The sequence below is a fragment of the Bacillus luti genome (genome assembly GCF_009739945.1).
Taxonomy (GTDB): Bacteria; Bacillota; Bacilli; order Bacillales; family Bacillaceae_G; genus Bacillus_A; species Bacillus_A luti.
In genome coordinates, this window is sequence record NZ_CP040336.1 from 892,831 (window position 1) to 911,813 (window position 18,983).

Annotated in this window: 16 protein-coding genes and 1 other annotated feature; of the genes, 14 read left to right on the top strand and 2 right to left on the bottom strand. The window is 37.6% G+C overall.

Annotated elements, in window-relative coordinates:
* The first annotated feature begins 18 nt into the window (after nt 1-18).
* Complete coding sequence (gene lon / locus EUC40_RS04645; RefSeq protein WP_156573883.1) at nt 19-2,349, top strand: endopeptidase La; 2,331 nt, start codon at nt 19-21, stop codon at nt 2,347-2,349.
* The gene (gene ysxC / locus EUC40_RS04650) at nt 2,346-2,942 is read left to right on the top strand and encodes a ribosome biogenesis GTP-binding protein YsxC (protein ID WP_000869114.1); all 597 of its coding nucleotides are present in this window, start codon (nt 2,346-2,348) and stop codon (nt 2,940-2,942) included. The genes lon and ysxC overlap by 4 nt, the downstream gene beginning before the upstream one ends.
* 32 nt (nt 2,943-2,974) lie before the next feature.
* On the opposite strand, the gene EUC40_RS04655 is transcribed toward ysxC, so the two are convergent.
* Nucleotides 2,975-3,391, bottom strand: a complete 417-nt coding sequence (locus EUC40_RS04655) for an organic hydroperoxide resistance protein (protein WP_000359771.1) — start codon at nt 3,389-3,391, stop codon at nt 2,975-2,977.
* A gap of 2 nt (nt 3,392-3,393) precedes the next feature.
* Nucleotides 3,394-3,846, bottom strand: coding sequence for a MarR family winged helix-turn-helix transcriptional regulator (locus EUC40_RS04660; RefSeq protein ID WP_071713328.1), 453 nt, complete (start codon nt 3,844-3,846; stop codon nt 3,394-3,396).
* 415 nt (nt 3,847-4,261) lie between these two features.
* On the opposite strand from EUC40_RS04660, the gene hemA reads away from it, so the two are divergent.
* The 12 genes from hemA (at nt 4,262) to EUC40_RS04720 (ending at nt 18,980) form a co-directional block, all read left to right on the top strand.
* Nucleotides 4,262-5,599 (top strand): glutamyl-tRNA reductase, encoded by a 1,338-nt coding sequence (hemA, locus tag EUC40_RS04665; protein ID WP_000547871.1) that lies wholly within the window; start codon nt 4,262-4,264, stop codon nt 5,597-5,599.
* A 17-nt stretch (nt 5,600-5,616) separates the two neighbouring features.
* On the top strand, nt 5,617-6,450 hold the full coding sequence (locus tag EUC40_RS04670) for a cytochrome c biogenesis protein (RefSeq protein ID WP_071713327.1): 834 nt from the start codon (nt 5,617-5,619) through the stop codon (nt 6,448-6,450).
* 15 nt (nt 6,451-6,465) lie between these two features.
* Nucleotides 6,466-7,395, top strand: a complete 930-nt coding sequence (hemC, locus tag EUC40_RS04675; protein WP_001226415.1) for a hydroxymethylbilane synthase — start codon at nt 6,466-6,468, stop codon at nt 7,393-7,395.
* 2 nt (nt 7,396-7,397) lie between these two features.
* Entirely contained in the window at nt 7,398-8,150 is a 753-nt protein-coding gene (gene hemD, locus EUC40_RS04680) for a uroporphyrinogen-III synthase (RefSeq protein WP_156573885.1), read from the top strand.
* A 20-nt stretch (nt 8,151-8,170) separates the two neighbouring features.
* Nucleotides 8,171-9,160 carry a porphobilinogen synthase gene (hemB, locus tag EUC40_RS04685; protein WP_001087076.1) on the top strand — a complete coding sequence of 330 codons (990 nt, stop codon included), beginning with the start codon at nt 8,171-8,173 and terminating at the stop codon, nt 9,158-9,160.
* On the top strand, nt 9,160-10,449 hold the full coding sequence (gene hemL / locus EUC40_RS04690; RefSeq protein ID WP_071713325.1) for a glutamate-1-semialdehyde 2,1-aminomutase: 1,290 nt from the start codon (nt 9,160-9,162) through the stop codon (nt 10,447-10,449). Before hemB ends, hemL begins: the two co-directional genes overlap by 1 nt.
* 84 nt (nt 10,450-10,533) lie before the next feature.
* The gene (spoVID, locus tag EUC40_RS04695) at nt 10,534-11,541 is read left to right on the top strand and encodes a stage VI sporulation protein D (RefSeq protein WP_156573887.1); all 1,008 of its coding nucleotides are present in this window, start codon (nt 10,534-10,536) and stop codon (nt 11,539-11,541) included.
* A gap of 59 nt (nt 11,542-11,600) precedes the next feature.
* Nucleotides 11,601-12,626, top strand: a complete 1,026-nt coding sequence (gene ysxE / locus EUC40_RS04700; protein ID WP_156573889.1) for a spore coat protein YsxE — start codon at nt 11,601-11,603, stop codon at nt 12,624-12,626.
* Nucleotides 12,627-12,749: 123 nt separating this feature from the next.
* Nucleotides 12,750-12,982, top strand: a binding site (T-box leader).
* 39 nt (nt 12,983-13,021) lie between these two features.
* Nucleotides 13,022-15,667 (top strand): valine--tRNA ligase, encoded by a 2,646-nt coding sequence (locus EUC40_RS04705; protein WP_156573892.1) that lies wholly within the window; start codon nt 13,022-13,024, stop codon nt 15,665-15,667.
* A 91-nt stretch (nt 15,668-15,758) separates the two neighbouring features.
* Complete coding sequence (locus EUC40_RS04710) at nt 15,759-17,060, top strand: bifunctional folylpolyglutamate synthase/dihydrofolate synthase (protein ID WP_156573894.1); 1,302 nt, start codon at nt 15,759-15,761, stop codon at nt 17,058-17,060.
* A 164-nt stretch (nt 17,061-17,224) separates the two neighbouring features.
* Nucleotides 17,225-18,184, top strand: a complete 960-nt coding sequence (locus tag EUC40_RS04715; protein WP_156573896.1) for a stage II sporulation protein B — start codon at nt 17,225-17,227, stop codon at nt 18,182-18,184.
* A gap of 220 nt (nt 18,185-18,404) precedes the next feature.
* A complete protein-coding gene (locus tag EUC40_RS04720) occupies nt 18,405-18,980 on the top strand; it encodes a Maf family protein (RefSeq protein ID WP_001226283.1) in 576 nt (191 codons plus the stop codon).
* Nucleotides 18,981-18,983 lie beyond the last annotated feature (3 nt).

Sequence of the window (18,983 nt, forward strand, 5' to 3'; positions counted from 1 at the left end):
ATTTATTATGGAGGTGCTATGTCTAGTATGAATACGAATGAAAAAATCGTACCCCTCCTACCATTAAGAGGCGTTCTCGTATATCCAACGATGGTTCTGCATCTTGATGTAGGACGTGATAAATCGATACAAGCACTAGAGCAGGCGGCAATGGATGAAAATATCATCTTTTTAGCGATGCAAAAAGAAATGAATATCGATGATCCGAAAGAAGATGACATATATAGTGTAGGTACAGTTGCGAAAGTGAAGCAAATGTTAAAATTGCCGAACGGTACGCTTCGTGTCCTTGTAGAAGGTTTACATAGAGCAGAAGTAGTAGAGTTTATCGAAGAAGAGAATTTTGTACAAGTTTCTATTCAAACGATAACTGAAGAAGTGGAAAATGATCTAGAAGAGAAAGCTCTTATGCGTACGTTACTGGAGCATTTTGAACAATATATTAAAGTTTCGAAAAAAGTTTCAAATGAAACATTTGCAACGGTAGCTGATGTAGAAGAACCAGGCAGACTAGCTGATTTAATTGCTTCTCACTTGCCGATTAAAACGAAGCAGAAACAAGAGATTTTAGAGATTGTATCTGTGAAAGAACGATTACATACACTGATTTCAATTATTCAAGATGAACAAGAGTTACTTAGTTTAGAAAAGAAAATTGGACAAAAAGTGAAACGTTCAATGGAGCGCACGCAAAAAGAATACTTCTTACGTGAGCAAATGAAGGCAATTCAAACTGAACTTGGCGATAAAGAAGGTAAGGGCGGAGAAGTTGAAGAGCTTCGTGAGAAAATTGAACAGTCAGGAATGCCTGAAGAAACAATGAAGGCTGCGCTGAAAGAATTAGATCGTTATGAAAAGTTACCAGCAAGTTCAGCGGAGAGCGGCGTTATTCGCAATTACATTGATTGGTTATTAGCACTTCCGTGGACAGAAGCAACAGAAGATATGATTGATCTTGCTCATTCTGAAGAGATTTTAAACAAAGATCATTACGGTCTTGAAAAGGTGAAAGAGCGTGTACTTGAATATTTAGCTGTACAGAAGTTAACGAATTCATTAAAAGGACCTATCCTTTGCTTAGTAGGCCCTCCTGGGGTCGGAAAAACTTCGTTAGCGCGTTCAATTGCAACGTCATTGAATCGTAACTTTGTCCGTGTATCTCTTGGTGGTGTACGTGATGAATCTGAAATTCGTGGTCATCGCCGTACGTATGTTGGAGCAATGCCAGGGCGCATTATTCAAGGTATGAAAAAGGCGAAAACAGTTAATCCAGTCTTCTTATTAGATGAGATTGATAAAATGTCTAACGATTTCAGAGGAGATCCATCAGCTGCATTACTTGAAGTATTAGATCCAGAACAAAACCATAACTTCAGTGATCATTACATTGAAGAACCATATGATTTATCGAAAGTTATGTTTGTAGCAACTGCTAATACACTTTCAAGTATTCCTGGTCCATTACTTGACCGCATGGAAATTATTTCGATTGCTGGCTATACAGAGCTTGAAAAAGTTCATATTGCTCGTGAGCATTTATTGCCGAAACAATTAAAAGAGCATGGCTTACGAAAAGGTAATTTACAAGTACGTGATGAAGCACTTCTTGAAATTATTCGTTATTATACACGTGAGGCTGGTGTTCGTACGCTAGAGCGCCAAATCGCAAAAGTTTGCCGTAAAGCAGCGAAAATCATCGTTACAGCAGAACGTAAACGTATTGTTGTGACAGAGAAAAATATTGTAGATTTACTTGGTAAACATATATTCCGTTATGGACAAGCAGAGAAAACAGACCAAGTCGGAATGGCAACTGGGTTAGCATATACAGCAGCTGGTGGCGATACACTTGCAATTGAAGTATCTGTAGCACCAGGTAAAGGGAAATTAATTTTAACAGGGAAACTTGGGGATGTTATGAAAGAATCCGCACAAGCAGCGTTTAGCTATATTCGTTCTCGTGCAGAAGAGCTTCAGATTGATCCGAATTTCCATGAGAAAAATGATATTCATATTCATGTTCCAGAAGGAGCAGTTCCAAAAGATGGACCGTCAGCAGGTATTACGATGGCAACGGCGCTTATTTCTGCACTAACAGGTATTCCTGTAAGTAAAGAAGTGGGTATGACAGGTGAAATTACACTTCGTGGTCGTGTATTACCAATTGGTGGTTTAAAAGAAAAAACATTAAGTGCTCACCGCGCAGGCTTAACAAAAATCATTTTGCCAGCAGAAAACGAGAAAGATTTAGATGATATTCCAGAGAGCGTAAAAGAAAACCTTACGTTTGTGCTTGCATCTCATTTAGATGAAGTATTGGAGCACGCATTAGTAGGAGTGAAACAATGAAAGTAACAAAAGCAGATATTGTAATTAGTGCTGTTAAACCAGAACAATATCCAGACAGTGATTTACCAGAAATTGCATTAGCAGGTCGTTCAAATGTCGGGAAGTCTTCCTTTATTAATAAAATTTTAAATCGTAAAAAGTTAGTGCGTATTTCTTCTAAACCAGGGAAAACGCAAACGCTGAACTTTTTCTTAATCAATGAGATGATGCATTTTGTTGACGTTCCAGGTTATGGATATGCGAAAGTATCTAAATCGGAGCGCGCAGCATGGGGCAAAATGATTGAAACGTACTTTACAACGCGTGAGCAATTAGACGCAGCTGTATTAGTAGTTGATTTACGTCACCAACCAACAAACGATGACGTGATGATGTATGATTTCTTAAAGCATTATGAAATCCCAACAATTATTATTGCGACGAAAGCCGATAAAATTCCGAAAGGGAAATGGCAAAAGCATTTAAAAGTTGTAAAAGAAACGCTTGCTGTTGAAATTGGCGATGAAATCGTTCTATTCTCTTCTGAAACAGGACTTGGAAAAGAAGAAGCGTGGAAAGCGATTCATAAAATGACAAAAACAAAAAACGCGTGACGAATGTCGCGCGTTTTTTTCTTTATACGCTTTTAGCGTACGTTTAACGTAACTTCAATATTTCCTCGTGTCGCTTTAGAGTAAGGACATACACCATGAGCAGCTTCTACAAGTTCTTGTGCTTCGCTATGTGAAACGCCAGCAACATGTACATCAAGTACAGCGGATAGGCCGAAACCACCATCTGTATCTTTTCCGATAGAAACGTGAGCAGTTACTTCTGTACTTTCTACTTTCACACGTTTTGTACGAATGACAAGTTGTAATGCACTATCAAAACAAGCTGCATAACCAGCGGCAAATAGTTGCTCAGGATTTGTTGCCTCTCCACCTGCACCGCCTAGTGCTTTTGGCATTTTTACATCAAGATTCAATATGCCGTCATCTGAGATTACTTTCCCGTTTCTTCCACCTGTTGCTGTTACTGAAGCAGTATATAGTTTATCCATGTTTATTCCCCTTTTCCATCATTAATTGTTTTCATTGTTTCAATTAGTTTATTTAGCTGAATTAATAAAGAGCGATATTCTTGCTCTGTAATTCCTAAGTTTGTAGCCATCGTTGTCGGTAATGAACAAGCCTTTTCCTTTAAATCTTTGCCTTGTTCTGTTAATTCAATACAAACTTTTCGTTCGTCTTCTTTGGAACGAACACGTTTTACAAGTTTTAATGATTCCATTCGTTTTAACATAGGTGTTAACGTACCGGAATCTAAAAATAAACGTTCTCCAATTTCTTTTACTGTTAGTCCATCTTGCTCCCATAGTACGAGTAAAGTAATGTACTGGGGATACGTAATACCCATTTCTTCTAAATAAGGTCGATAAAAACGAGTAACCTCTCTAGAGCAGGCGTAAATAGAAAAACAAAGTTGGTTATCTAGATGCAAAGAGTCCTCTGTCATAAATAACTCCCTTCTAATTAAGTTGTGCACAATTTAATTTTGTAAAACCAATATAACGAAAAAGAAATACAATGTCAAATACATTGTATTGAGAAAGTGTTTGTTACATTTTGGAACAATCATACATATTTTCCTTCATGATGAAAGAAGATAGGGAAGATGATGTTATAATTTATATGGAATAGTTTCCATCACTTGATTATGAGAACTTTTTTTGGTAACGTACAAATAGAGTTATTAATTTATAATCATTATAAAGTAGGAAGTTTTAATTAGTTTTGCTGAATCTCCTTCATTACATACGGAGAATAAATAAAAAATAATCGGTTGTTCACACGATTGTCAGATTCATAAGAGGAAAGTTGTATTATGATAGTAGATAAAGTGATAAAACGGGTGAAGGGGGACATGCTGCGTGCATATTCTTGTTGTTAGTGTAAATTATCGAACAGCCCCTGTAGAATTTCGTGAGAAACTCACATTTCAGGCAGCAGAGCTAGAACGAGCGATGACTACATTACAAAATCAAAAGAGCGTGTTAGAGAATGTCATTGTATCAACTTGTAATCGTACTGAGGTTTATGCTGTTGTCGATCAATTACACACGGGACGGTATTATATTAAGAAATTTTTAGCTGATTGGTTTCAGCTTGAAATAGAAGAGGTTGCACCATATTTAACGATTTTTGAACAAGATGGTGCAGTCGATCATTTATTCCGCGTAACGTGCGGTTTAGATTCTATGGTAGTTGGAGAAACGCAGATTTTAGGACAAATAAAAGATAGCTTTTTAGAAGCACAGCAAGTGAAAGCAACAGGCACAATTTTTAATGAATTGTTTAAGCAAGTCATTACATTGGCAAAACGTGCTCATTCAGAAACGACAATTGGTGAAAGTGCGATGTCTGTTAGTTATGCTGCTGTTGAGCTCGGAAAGAAAATATTTGGTGAGTTAACAGATTGTCATGTGCTTATTCTTGGTGCGGGTAAAATGGGTGAACTTGCATTGCAAAACTTATACGGAAGTGGTGCTCGTAAAGTAACGGTCATGAATAGAACGCTATCGAAAGCGGAAGTAATGGCTGAGAAGTATATGGGACATGCAAAATCTTTAAGTGAATTACAATGTGCATTATTAGAAGCGGATATTTTAATTAGTTCAACTGGTGCATCAGAGTATGTCATTACGAAAGAGATGATGACGAAAGTAGAGAAAATGCGCTCTGGTCGCCCGTTATTTATGGTTGATATTGCAGTGCCACGTGATATTGATCCTGCAATCGATGAGCTAGAAGGTTCTTTCTTATATGATATCGATGATTTGCAAGGAGTAGTGGAAGCAAACCGTGCTGAGCGTTTGAAAGAAGCAGAGAAAATTCAATTTATGATTGAAGAGGAAATGGTTCTATTTAAAACGTGGTTAAGTACACTTGGTGTTGTTCCGTTAATATCGGCTCTTCGTGATAAAGCATTAGCGATTCAAAGTGATACGATGGAAAGTCTTGAGCGGAAAATACCAAATCTTAGTGATCGTGAGAAAAAAGTAATTAGTAAACATACGAAAAGTATAATTAATCAATTATTAAAAGACCCAATTCTAGTAGCAAAAGAAATAGCTGCTGAGGATGGAGCGACAGAAAAACTAGCTTTATTTGCGAAGATTTTTGATTTAGAAATGGAAGAAGAAGTAGAGAGAAATGCGGAAGAAGTAAAACATAAAAGAGCGTGGACACCATCCGTTCCATCTTTATAATTTGGAAGGATGATCGGATGAGCTTTTTAAATAACAGTATTATTTATCATATTGCAATTATTTTATATGCTTGTAGCATTAGTTTATATTTTATAGATTATTTCCAAAGTAACCGAAAGGCGAACCGATTTGCTTTTTGGTTACTTTCGATTGTGTGGGTTCTGCAGTCTATTTTTATGCTGCTTCGGGCTACAGATTCGGAAACAAATCCTATCTTAACTTTATTATCAGGGATTTATTTTTATGTATGGTTATTGATTACGATGTCGTTAGTCATTAACCGATTTATGCGCGTGGATTTTTTAGTCTTTTTTACAAATGTTGTAGCATTTGGCGTAAGCGCTTTTTCTATTTTTACACCGCTTGGAAAGATGTCGCCAGTACTTGCAGAGCAATTAGTTTCAGAACTTGTATATGTGCATGTCGGTATGGCTATTATTTCTTATGCAACGTTTACTGTATCGTTTATTTTTTCTATTATGTATTTATTGCAATATCGCCTATTAAAAAAGAAAAAGTGGAATGCGAGATTAAGAAGGTTAGGGAATTTACCGAAGCTCGAATCTACGTCTTACGGATTAAATTTATTTTCTGTTCCGTTTTTCTTATTAGCGATTTTATTAGGATGTATATGGGGATATACAAAATTGGACAATTTCCATTGGTATGATACGAAAGTAATCGGATCTTTTGTTGTTTTATTTGTATATTGCACAGGTTTATATTTACGAGCGGCAGATGTGTTACAAGGGAAAAAAATTGTAATGTGGAATATCGGTGCATTTCTCGTAATGCTAGTTAACATTTTTCTATTAAGTAGTTTATCTAATTTCCACTTTTGGTATTTATAATGAGGAGAGAGAATTATGCGCAAAATTATTGTAGGTTCACGAAAGAGTAAACTAGCATTAACACAAACAAATTGGTTTATCGATCAGTTAAAAGCGTTAGGCTTACCATATGAATTTGAAGTGAAAGAAATCGTCACAAAAGGTGATGTTATTTTAGATGTTACTCTTTCAAAAGTAGGCGGAAAAGGTTTATTTGTAAAGGAAATTGAACATGCGTTACTTACGAAAGAAATCGATATGGCTGTACATAGTATGAAAGATATGCCAGCTGTACTTCCGGAAGGATTAATGATTGGTTGTACACCAAAGCGTGTTGACCCTCGTGATGCTTTTATTTCTAAAAATGGAGAGTCATTTAAAGACTTAGCAGAGGGCGCGATTTTAGGAACGAGTAGTTTGAGACGTAGTGCACAACTACTAGCTGCGAGACCAGATTTACAAGTGAAGTGGATTCGCGGGAATATCGATACACGTTTACGTAAGTTAAAAGATGAAGATTATGATGCAATTATTTTAGCGACAGCTGGATTACAGAGAATGGGCTGGGACGGGGAAGTTATTACAGAACATTTAGATGAAACGTTATGTGTACCAGCTGTAGGACAAGGGGCATTAGCGATTGAATGTCGTGAGGACGATAAGGATTTACTGCAGTTATTATCGCATATGAATGATGCGGTAACAGAAAGAACAGTAGCAGCGGAGCGAGTATTTCTTCATAAACTTGAAGGCGGATGCCAAGTTCCGATCGCTGGATACGCAACGCTTACAGAAAATGATGCAATTGAATTAACAGCTCTTGTCGGTTCTATGGACGGTTCTGTTCTATTGAAAGAGACAGTAGCAGGCACTGATCCAGTGGAAGTAGGACTAGAGGCAGCAGACCGTTTAATTAAACAAGGCGCAAAAGAACTTATTCTTGCTGCAAATAAGGGGCAACAATAAATATGAACGCTCTCGCTGGCAAAACGGTATTGATTACACGTGCCCAGCATCAAGCGAAACAAATGAGTGTGGCGGTAAAAGAAAAGAGCGGAATTCCATTGGAAATTCCGCTTTTGCGTATGGAAGGTATGTCTTCTAGGCAAATTCAACATATAGCAAAACAGCTGCATTCATATGACTGGGTTATTTTTACGAGTAAAAATGGTGTAGCTTTTTTTCTAGATAGTTTGAAAAAGAAGCTCCCAGCAACAATTAAAATTGCTGCTGTCGGTGTGAAAACAAAGTTAGAGTTAGAAAAGCGGGGCTATCAAGTAGCCTTTGTTCCAACTTCATTTGTTGCAGAAGTATTTGCAGAAGAGTTTATAAAAAAACTAAGTGGAAACGAGCGTATTCTATTTCCAAAAGGGAATTTAGCGAGAGATGTCATTCCAGTTGCACTTCGAGGCATTGGTGTTTCTCTAGATGAATTAATCGTATATGGTACGAAAGCAAATGTAGAGAAAAGGCAGGAGCTTATAGCATCGTTAGAAGTAGAGAAAATAGATATTATTACATTTACGAGCCCTTCAACTGTTACTAGTTTTGTTCATTTACTTGAGGGTACAAACTGGAGAGAATGGACAAAAAAATGTACAATTGCTTGTATAGGGCCTATTACGGAAAAAGAGGCGATCCTTTATTTTCCGCATGTTATTGTGCCGAAAGAGTACACTGTAGAAGCATTGCTACAATGCATTTGTGAATCTATAAAATAAAAGAATGGGGATAGAAATCTATGAACTCTTTACAATTTAATCGTCATCGTCGTTTAAGACAAAGCGGTAATATGCGTGCGCTTGTGCGTGAAACGTTTTTACATACGGAAGATTTTATTTACCCTATTTTTGTATTAGAAGGTGAAAATGTTCGTAACGAAGTTCCTTCTATGCCAGGCGTATATCAAATGTCTTTAGATTTATTGCAAGCTGAAATGCAAGAAGTTGTTGATTTAGGTATTCGTTCTGTTATTGTATTTGGTTTACCTGCTGAAAAGGATGAAGTTGGTTCATCAGCATATTGTGATCATGGAATTGTACAACGTGCAATTAAGCAAATTAAAGGTGAGTTCCCTGAGTTAGTAGTAGTTGCGGATACATGTTTATGTCAATTCACAAGTCACGGTCATTGCGGTGTAATTGAAGATGGGATTATTTTAAATGATGAGTCTCTTGCAGTTCTTGCGAAAACAGCTGTAAGCCAAGCGAAAGCTGGAGCGGACATTATTGCGCCATCAAACATGATGGACGGATTTGTAACGGCAATTCGTCATGCATTAGATGAAAATGGTTTTGGACATGTACCAGTTATGTCATACGCTGTGAAATATTCATCAGCATTTTACGGACCATTCCGTGATGCTGCGCACGGTGCGCCGCAATTTGGTGACCGTAAAACATATCAAATGGACCCAGCGAACCGCATGGAAGCATTCCGTGAAGCTGAATCAGATGTAATGGAAGGGGCAGATTTCTTAATTGTAAAGCCAGCTCTTTCTTACTTAGATATCGTTCGTGATGTGAAAAATAACTTTAACTTACCAGTTGTTGCTTATAACGTGAGTGGTGAATATTCAATGATCAAAGCGGCAGCGCAAAATGGTTGGATTAATGAAAAAGAAGTTGTACTTGAAAAGTTAATTAGCATGAAACGTGCAGGAGCAGATTTAATTATTACGTATCATGCAAAAGATGCAGCAAGATGGTTACAAGAAGGAGGCGCTAAATAATGAAAAAGTTTGATAAGTCGATTGCGGCGTTTGAAGAGGCTCAAGATTTAATGCCTGGAGGCGTAAATAGCCCTGTTCGTGCTTTTAAATCTGTTGGTATGAATCCATTGTTTATGGAGCGCGGAAAAGGCTCTAAAGTATATGATATCGATGGAAATGAATACATCGATTACGTATTATCATGGGGTCCTTTAATTCATGGTCATGCAAATGATCAAGTTGTTGAAGCGTTAAAATCTGTTGCTGAAAGAGGTACAAGCTTCGGTGCACCAACAGAAATTGAAAATAAATTAGCAAAACTTGTTATTGAGCGCGTACCATCAATTGAGATTGTACGTATGGTTAACTCTGGAACAGAGGCGACAATGAGTGCGCTACGTTTAGCTCGTGGTTATACAGGTCGTAATAAGATTTTGAAATTCATCGGTTGTTACCACGGTCATGGTGATTCGTTATTAATTAAAGCGGGTTCTGGTGTAGCAACGCTAGGTTTACCGGATAGCCCTGGTGTACCAGAAGGTGTAGCGAAAAATACGATAACAGTAGCGTATAACGATTTAGAAAGTGTGAAATACGCTTTCGAACAATTCGGTGATGATATTGCTTGTGTAATCGTAGAACCAGTAGCAGGGAATATGGGAGTTGTTCCTCCGCAGCCTGGATTTTTAGAAGGTCTTCGTGAAGTAACAGAGCAAAACGGTTCATTACTTATTTTTGATGAAGTAATGACAGGATTCCGAGTTGCTTACAATTGTGGACAAGGTTATTACGGTGTAACACCTGATTTAACTTGTTTAGGTAAAGTAATCGGTGGTGGTTTACCAGTAGGAGCATACGGTGGTAAAGCAGAAATTATGCGCCAAGTTGCACCGAGCGGACCAATTTACCAAGCTGGTACTTTATCAGGTAACCCGCTTGCAATGGCAGCAGGTTATGAAACGTTAGTACAGTTAACGCCAGAATCGTATGTAGAATTTGAGCGCAAAGCCGAAATGTTAGAAGCTGGATTACGTAAAGCGGCGGAAAAACATGGTATTCCTCATCATATTAATCGTGCAGGTTCTATGATTGGTATTTTCTTTACAGATGAGCCAGTTATTAATTATGAGGCAGCAAAATCTTCAAACTTACAATTCTTTGCGGCTTACTATCGTGAAATGGTAGAACAAGGTGTATTCTTACCACCATCTCAATTCGAAGGATTATTCTTATCGACAGCGCATAGTGATGCTGATATTGAAGCGACGATTGAAGCGGCTGAAATTGCAATGTCAAAATTAAAAGCATAATCATAATGCATGAAAGAAAATCGCTCTCCATAAGGGGAGCGATTTTTTTATTCATAAAGTAGGCTTTCGAAACATAAATCTGTAATGACATATAGTTTGGGAGGGGGAAAAGAAGTGACAACAGATCATTCATTACGATTCTCATTAAAAGAATCTGTTTGGTTCCAAAAAGGACAGGAAGTCGAAGAACTTTTGTCAATTTCGTTAGATCCAGACGTTGAAATAGAAGAGCTTGATCATGAAGTTATCGTGAGAGGGCAATTAGATTTAACGGGGGAGTATGTCGCACGGCAAGATGATTCCGCTTATTCATTGAGAGAACTATCGCCAGCAAAATCAATTGATTATGTAGAAACAAGGGAGGATGGAGTTAATGAACTTGTTCATTCCTTCCCGCTTGAAATATCCATACCGAGAAACCGGGTGAAAGTAATTGAAGAACTATATGTATCAATCGAGGAATTCGATTATGAATTAAAGGAAAATGGTTGCTTACAATTACTAGCGGATATATCTATTACAGGTTTATGTGATGAGGAAAGAATCGAGGATGAAGAAGAAGAAGAAACGGTGTATGCGGAGTTAGAAGAAGATGCAGCACAAGAGGATGAAAATAGACCTGCGCCGCATGTAGAGGAACCAGCTTATAAGGAATCAGATGAGTGGGAAGATTATGCATTTGAACCGTTCCAACTAGAAGAAAGAAAAGAGCAAGAAGTAGAGGAAGAGGAAATAGAAGAACATGAATTTGCAGGGCGTGAAGAGGAGAAAGAAATAACGCCGCAATTTGAATTGTTCGGACGAAAAGATTTCAAGAAAGAAAAAGCGAAAAAGCAGGAAGAACAAGAAGAAGTGTACTCACAGAGAGATGAAAATGCGCTTTATTTAACGAAATTATTTACGAAAGAACCAGAAGAGGAATTTACAAAGTTAAGAATGTATTTTGTGCAAGAAGGAGATACGATCGAATCTGTTGCAGAACGTTATGAAACGTCAGTACAGAACTTGTACCGTGTCAATCAAACAGAAGATATCTATTTAACTGAGGGACAAATTATTTATATTCCCGTTTCAAGAGCGAAGGCGAAATAAGGGGGGAGTTTCCCCTTGTTTTCCTAGAGGTTATGCTTTGAATAGAAAGGGTAATTCGTATGGATATTGAATTACGAAATCGCTATGAACCCATTGTAAGGCAGTATCGATTGGATACGCAGCACATGGAAGAACACGGAAGTGTAACGAAAATTTACACGAATCAAGGTCCATATGCTTTGAAAAAAATAGAAGATAGAAAATTAGCGCGAAATAATTTTCTGCATCATATTCAATATTTGAAAGAGAAAGGTTTTTCAAATTATGTACCTATATACCATGCGACGGATGGAAATTATATTTTAAGTGACGGGACGTATAATTATTATTTAATGCCTTGGTTAGAGCGTGCGGAAGGAAACGGCGAGGATAATGATCAATACCATAAAATGTTTCAGACACTTGGGATGTTGCATCAAAAAACGGTAAAAGAAGAAACGTATACAGAAGAGGATTTAGAAAAGCATTATACGAATATATCTGATCGGTGGGAAAATGATGGTGAGATGTTAGAAGAGTTTCTTGTAGAGTCTGAAGCGAAGTGGTATATGTCTCCGTTTGAATTACAATATTGTACGTACTATCATCATGTAATGAGGGCGCGGGAATTTGCAACGAAGCAATTAAATGAGTGGAACGATGCGATGAAAGAAAAAGAAAAAACACGCATTACGTTTGTACATGGTAACGTGTCACTGAATCATTTTTTATTTGACTATGAGCGGAATGGCTATTTTATTAGTTTAGAAAAATCGAAATTTGCAACGCCTGTGCAAGATATTGTAGGCTTTTATTCTCGGTCTTTAAACACATATCCAATTGCGCGAAATGATCGGTTTGAATGGTATCAAATGTATCAAAAAAACTTCCCGTTTACGAAAGAAGAGCAACTTCTCATGTTTGCTTATATGACGTATCCATCGCAATTTATTCGGCAAATCCAGTCTTATAAGAAAAGAAGAGAGAATCGCAATGAGGAAAATGAAATTCGCGGAGTAAAGAGTTTGCAACAATCGCATTGGCTCGTTAGCAATATAGAATATTTCCTGTCACAATTACAAGCTGCCCAGCAAGGGAACGGATAAAGAAGATGAGTAGAGGATGCTACTTATCTTCTTTTTTTTTACTCAAAAAGCTGTAGTCTTAAATTTATCTTGACGAATAAGGTTTCGTTTTTTACACTATTGTATATAATAATTAACAATCATATAAATGCATTGAAGGGGAAGAGTATAACAAGAAACGTCTTCAGAGAGGAGAATCATTAGCTGGGAGATTCTCTAGATAGTTATGTTAGAAGGTAGCCCTGGAGCATCTTTTCTGAACGGAATAGTTCTCATTAGGAAAAGACGGATTTGTCCGTTATCAAATTAAGAGTATAAGCAAATTCCTGGATTTGTTTGTAAATAAAGGTGGTACCGCGATGTCCCTCGTCCTTTTTTTGGATGAGGGACATTTTTTATTTTAAGGAGGGAAAATAATGTCAAACACGGAAAAGAATTTACCAACTAAATATGATCATATGTCCGTTGAAGAAGGCCTGTACCAATGGTGGCTTGAAGGCAAATATTTTGAAGCAACAGGAGATGAGAAGAAACAACCATACACAATTGTAATTCCACCTCCAAACGTAACAGGTAAGTTACACTTAGGTCATGCTTGGGATACGACTCTTCAAGATATTTTAACTCGTACGAAGCGTATGCAAGGTTACGATGTATTGTGGCTTCCGGGAATGGACCATGCGGGTATCGCAACACAAGCGAAAGTAGAAGGAAAACTTCGTGAAGAAGGTATTTCACGTTACGATCTTGGCCGTGAGAAATTCCTTGAAAAAGCTTGGGAATGGAAAGAAGAATACGCGTCTCACATTCGTCAACAATGGGGGAAAGTTGGTTTAGGACTAGACTATTCTCGCGAACGTTTCACATTAGACGAAGGTTTATCTGATGCGGTTAATAAAGTATTCGTTCAATTATACGAAAAAGGCTTAATTTACCGTGGTGAGTATATTATCAACTGGGATCCAGCAACACGTACAGCACTTTCTGATATTGAAGTAATTCATAAAGAAGTTCAAGGTGCATTCTACCATATGAACTATCCGTTAACAGATGGTTCTGGTCATATTCGTCTTGCAACGACTCGTCCAGAAACGATGCTTGGTGATACAGCAGTAGCAGTTCATCCAGAAGATGATCGTTACAAACACTTAATCGGAAAAACAGTTACACTTCCAATCGTAGGCCGTGAGATTCCGATTATCGCTGATGAGTACGTAGAAAAAGACTTCGGAACAGGTGTTGTAAAAATTACACCAGCTCATGATCCGAATGACTTTGAAGTAGGTAACCGTCATGACTTACCACGCATCTTAGTAATGAACGAAGATGGAACGATGAATGAAAAAGCTGGTAAGTATAATGGTATGGATCGTTTCGAATGCCGTAAAGAATTAGTGAAAGACTTACAAGAGGCTGGCGTATTAGTAGAAATCGAGCCTCATATGCATTCAGTAGGTCATAGTGAGCGTAGCGGTGCAGTTGTTGAGCCTTACTTATCAACACAATGGTTCGTAAAAATGGCTCCACTTGCTGAAAAAGCAGTAGAGTTACAACAAAAAGAAGAAGAAAAAGTAACATTCGTACCAGAGCGTTTTGAAAACACATACTTACGCTGGATGGAAAACATTCATGACTGGTGTATTTCTCGTCAGTTATGGTGGGGACACCGTATTCCAGCTTGGTACCATAAAGAAACTGGTGAAGTATACGTAGGTACAGAAGCGCCAGCAGATCTTGAAAACTGGAATCAAGATAATGATGTACTTGATACATGGTTCAGCTCAGCGCTATGGCCGTTCTCAACACTTGGTTGGCCGGATGAAGATTCAGCAGACTTTAAACGTTACTATTCAACAGATGCATTAGTAACTGGTTATGACATCATCTTCTTCTGGGTATCTCGTATGATTTTCCAAGGTTTAGAGTTTACAGGCGAGCGTCCATTTAAAGATGTGTTAATTCACGGTTTAGTTCGTGATGAGCAAGGACGTAAAATGAGTAAATCTCTTGGTAACGGTATCGACCCGATGGATGTTATCAAGAAGTACGGTGCAGATGCAATGCGTTACTTCTTATCAACAGGAAGCGCACCAGGGCAAGATTTACGTTTCAGCATGGAAAAAGTAGAATCCACTTGGAACTTCATTAATAAAATTTGGAACGCATCACGTTTCGTATTAATGAACATGGATGATATGAAGTATGAAGAAATCGATTTAACTGGTGAAAAATCAGTTGCAGATAAGTGGATTTTAACTCGCTTAAACGAAACAATCGAAAGTGTAACACGTAACATGGATAAATATGAGTTCGGTGAAGCTGGTCGTTCATTATACAACTTCATTTGGGATGATTTCTGTGACTGGTACATTGAAATGGCGAAACTTCCATTATACGGTGAAGATGAAGCAGCTAAGAAAACAACTCGTTCGATTTTAGCTTACGTATTAGACCAAACAATGCGTCTATTACACCCATTCATGCCATTCGTAACTGAGAAGATTTGGCAACATTTACCGCACGAAGGCGAATCTATTACAGTAGCAGCGTGGCCAACAGTTCGCGAAGATTTACAAGATACAGAAGCGGCAGCAGAAATGCACCTTCTAGTTGATATCATTCGCTCTGTTCGTAACATCCGTGCAGAAGTTAATACGCCAATGAGCAAAAAAGTTCAAATGCAAATTAAAGCAAAAGATGAGGCTGTACTTGCTCAACTTACGAAGAACAGCTCTTACATTGAGCGTTTCTGTAACCCAAGCGAATTAACAATTCAAACGGATTTACAAGCGCCAGAAAAAGCGATGACTGCAATCGTATCAGGTGCGGAGTTATTCTTACCGTTAGCTGATCTTATCAATCTTGATGAAGAGAGAGCTCGTCTTGAGAAAGAACTTGAGAAGTTTGATAAAGAAGTAGAACGTGTACAGAAGAAACTTTCAAATCAAGGTTTCGTAGCGAAAGCTCCTGCAGCAGTTATTGAAGGAGAGCGTGCGAAAGAGCAAGATTACCTAGAAAAACGCGAAGCAGTTCGCCAACGTCTAGCAGATCTTGAGAAATAAAAATGTTTTTTAGAGACTCACTATATTGGTGAGTCTCTTTTCTTTGCGTATAATAGAATGATGAAGGTTTTTTGAAAGGGGAAAAGCATACGTGATACATACATACGAAGAAGCGATAGGATGGATTCATAGCCGATTGAAGTTTGGAATTAAACCAGGATTAGAAAGAATGAGGTGGATGCTAGAAGAACTCGGAAATCCAGAGCGTCACATAAAATGTGTTCATCTTGCTGGTACAAATGGAAAAGGTTCAACTTTAACATATATGCGCTACATGCTAGAAGGGGCGAAATATAAGGTAGGAACGTTTACTTCTCCTTATATCGAAACATTTAATGAGCGTATTAGTGTGAATGGAACACCAATTGCAGATGAAGAGATTACTGAACTTGTAAAGATGGTAAAGCCAGTCGTTGAAAAACTAGATGAGACGGATTTAGGAGAAGCGACTGAGTTTGAGATTATTACTGTTATGGCAATTTGTTATTTTGGTAAAGTCAATTTCTGTGATGTTGTTTTATTTGAAACGGGGCTTGGAGGGCGCTTTGACTCTACTAATGTCATTCACCCTGTTCTAACAATTATTACGAATATTGGTCACGATCACATGCATATTTTAGGAAATACATTAGGAGAAATTGCATATGAAAAGGCAGGAATTATTAAGTCAGGTGTTCCGGTAATTACAGGTGTACAAAATGAGGAAGCATTGCAAGTCATTCGAAAAGTTGCGAAGGAAAATCATGCAAACTTATATGAGATTGGCAAGCATTTTACAGCGTTACATAAACAGTCTAGTGAAGATGGAGAACAGTTTGATTTCACTTGTCCTTTCGCTACATTTGATGATGTGCAAATTTCAATGAAAGGTAGTCATCAAGTAGGAAATGCAGCACTAGCACTTATGGCAGTAATGTATGTAAAAACATATGTATCATTTTTAATTGAGGAAGAAGAAATAAGAACTGGATTACAGGAAGCGTATTGGGTTGGGCGCTTTGAAAAGTTGCAAAGTAATCCGGATGTTATAATAGACGGTGCTCATAATCCAGAAGGTATTGAAAGTCTTGTGAAAACAGTAGAAGCACATTATAAAGATAAAAATGTAATAGTATTATTTACAGCTCTTGGGGATAAACAACTGCATAACATGGTAGGTCAATTAGAAACTATTTCCGATGAAATTATTTTTACAACATTCGCCTTTGATCGTGCTATTTCTGCTGATAAGCTTGCAACATATTCACAAAAAGAGTCAAAATTAGTTTTCGAGAATTGGAAAGAGGCAATTGATACGAAGCTTGAAATGATAGGAGAAAATGATGTTTTCATCATAACAGGTTCTCTTTACTTCATCTCTGAAGTTCGAAAGTATATCCGCGAAAAAAACTAGATAGTATTTACTATCTAGTTTTTTGTTCTACAAATGAAGTCAAATGCATACATATAAGATAATAATATAGGATAATTTGGCGAATTTCTCTGACAAATATCTCGTTTTTTTGTGAAATGAATATGATATGATGCGGACAACGATAAGAGGTGAGGTGTGAGTGTATGGACAAGCAATCACGAACGATCTCAGTGAAAGTGAATGGAACAGAAGCAAAGTATGAGGAAAAGAAGAAAGATGAATTTGACTGGATGGTAGTAGAAAGTGAGAGACCGAAAAACGTCGTTCCGTTTCAAAAAGCGAAATCGATGTCTATGGAAAAGTATCGAAAGAAATGGAGTAATAGATTAATTATAATTGTTGCTACTGCTATTGTTATGGGTACGGCGCTTGGAATGGGAATGCTTCATGTCACAGGGCAAGGGACGGCGGGGGGAAGTGAAGTAACAGCTTCAAAGCAGACCGGGAATGAAGAATCAAAGGTGGGTGGGACGGGGGAACAAACTCCAGCACCAAAAGAGGAAAAACAAAAAGCACAGGTAGGAACGTCATTAGATCCGATGAAACTATTTTTTGTTCAAGGAGGGATCTATTCTTCTGAAGAAAAGGGACAGGCAGCTCTTGAAGAATGGAAAGCTAACGGGGGTATTGCAGCTTTGAAACCGAGCGGCGATAAGTATGCATTAGTTGTTGGTATTGCTAGTGATGAACAGGGCATAAATCAATTAATGACTCAGTATAAAAATAATGGTGTCTCCGTTTTGAAAAAGAATTGGGATATAACAGATAAAGCGTTACTTAAAGATGATAAAGAAGTAGGAGCGTTTTTAACAAAAGTGCAGCCATTATATATTCATTTAACAAAATGTATTTCTAGCGTGCAGGCCGGTGGAAAAAGTAATGAAAAGGATATAGGAGCGATTGAAAAAGAATGGAAAGTAATTGAAAAAGAAGGGAAAAGTATGAAGCAGGAAGAGGCGAAGAAACTGTATATGTATACGTCAGTGGCTGTACAAACAGTGAAAGAAGGGAAAGGTGATAAGGAATCTTTGGCGAAATTAAATCAAGTTATTATTGATGGTATACTTTCGTACGAAAAAATTGTTTCACAAAAAGTGAAATGATAGGATAATGAAATGGCGAAGGAAGAAGTATAGGTGCTTCTTTCTTTTCTTTTGAATTTAGAGCAAAGTGCTTTCTCTATGGCTGGAATATAATCGTATTCAATAAAGAAATATTATTTTGTCTAGGGAAAATAATATTTCTTTCATTTGTGGACAAACTATTCCTTTGATACGATTGATGTAAATTATTCTGCTTCATGTGAGAAAGGAAGGAGAAAATATGAGAAAAATCATTTTAGCTTCGGGATCACCTCGGAGGAAGGAATTACTTGAATTAGCTGGTGTGCCATTTGAAATTGTTGTAAGTGAAGTAGAAGAAACGATTGGTGCGTATTCATCGCCTTCTGATATTGTTATGTCTCTTGCCTTGCAAAAAGCATCTGCGGTAGCAGAAAATAATAGTGATCACATTGTGTTAGGTGCAGACACAATTGTTACATATGAGTCACGTATTCTTGGAAAGCCTTCTAGTGAGGCTGAGGCGAAAGAAATGTTACAATTATTATCAGGGAAAGCGCATGAAGTGTATACTGGTGTTGCAATTATAGCAAAAGAAAAAACTGTTACTTTTTATGAGCGTACAGAAGTTACGTTTTGGGAATTAACAGAAGAGGAAATTGATACATACGTTGCATCGAAGGAGCCTCTTGATAAAGCGGGAAGTTACGGGATTCAAGGTAAGGGGTCTATTTTTGTTCAACATATCCAAGGGGACTACTACAGTGTAGTTGGTTTACCAATTGCACGTCTCGTTCGGGAATTGAAACAATTTAATATTGATGTAACCCATGCGTAAAAT

Bases quoted from the DNA above. Each gene is read 5' to 3' on its own strand.
- EUC40_RS04655 (WP_000359771.1), bottom strand. From the start codon at position 3,391: ATGGATAAACTATATACTGCTTCAGTAACAGCAACAGGTGGAAGAAAC.
- EUC40_RS04705 (WP_156573892.1), top strand. From the start codon at position 13,022: ATGTCAAACACGGAAAAGAATTTACCAACTAAATATGATCATATGTCC.
- ysxE (WP_156573889.1), top strand. From the start codon at position 11,601: ATGGATATTGAATTACGAAATCGCTATGAACCCATTGTAAGGCAGTAT.
- hemC (WP_001226415.1), top strand. From the start codon at position 6,466: ATGCGCAAAATTATTGTAGGTTCACGAAAGAGTAAACTAGCATTAACA.
- hemB (WP_001087076.1), top strand. From the start codon at position 8,171: ATGAACTCTTTACAATTTAATCGTCATCGTCGTTTAAGACAAAGCGGT.
- lon (WP_156573883.1), top strand. From the start codon at position 19: ATGTCTAGTATGAATACGAATGAAAAAATCGTACCCCTCCTACCATTA.
- EUC40_RS04720 (WP_001226283.1), top strand. From the start codon at position 18,405: ATGAGAAAAATCATTTTAGCTTCGGGATCACCTCGGAGGAAGGAATTA.
- ysxC (WP_000869114.1), top strand. From the start codon at position 2,346: ATGAAAGTAACAAAAGCAGATATTGTAATTAGTGCTGTTAAACCAGAA.
- hemL (WP_071713325.1), top strand. From the start codon at position 9,160: ATGAAAAAGTTTGATAAGTCGATTGCGGCGTTTGAAGAGGCTCAAGAT.
- EUC40_RS04715 (WP_156573896.1), top strand. From the start codon at position 17,225: ATGGACAAGCAATCACGAACGATCTCAGTGAAAGTGAATGGAACAGAA.
- spoVID (WP_156573887.1), top strand. From the start codon at position 10,534: ATGACATATAGTTTGGGAGGGGGAAAAGAAGTGACAACAGATCATTCA.
- EUC40_RS04670 (WP_071713327.1), top strand. From the start codon at position 5,617: ATGAGCTTTTTAAATAACAGTATTATTTATCATATTGCAATTATTTTA.
- hemD (WP_156573885.1), top strand. From the start codon at position 7,398: ATGAACGCTCTCGCTGGCAAAACGGTATTGATTACACGTGCCCAGCAT.
- EUC40_RS04660 (WP_071713328.1), bottom strand. From the start codon at position 3,846: ATGACAGAGGACTCTTTGCATCTAGATAACCAACTTTGTTTTTCTATT.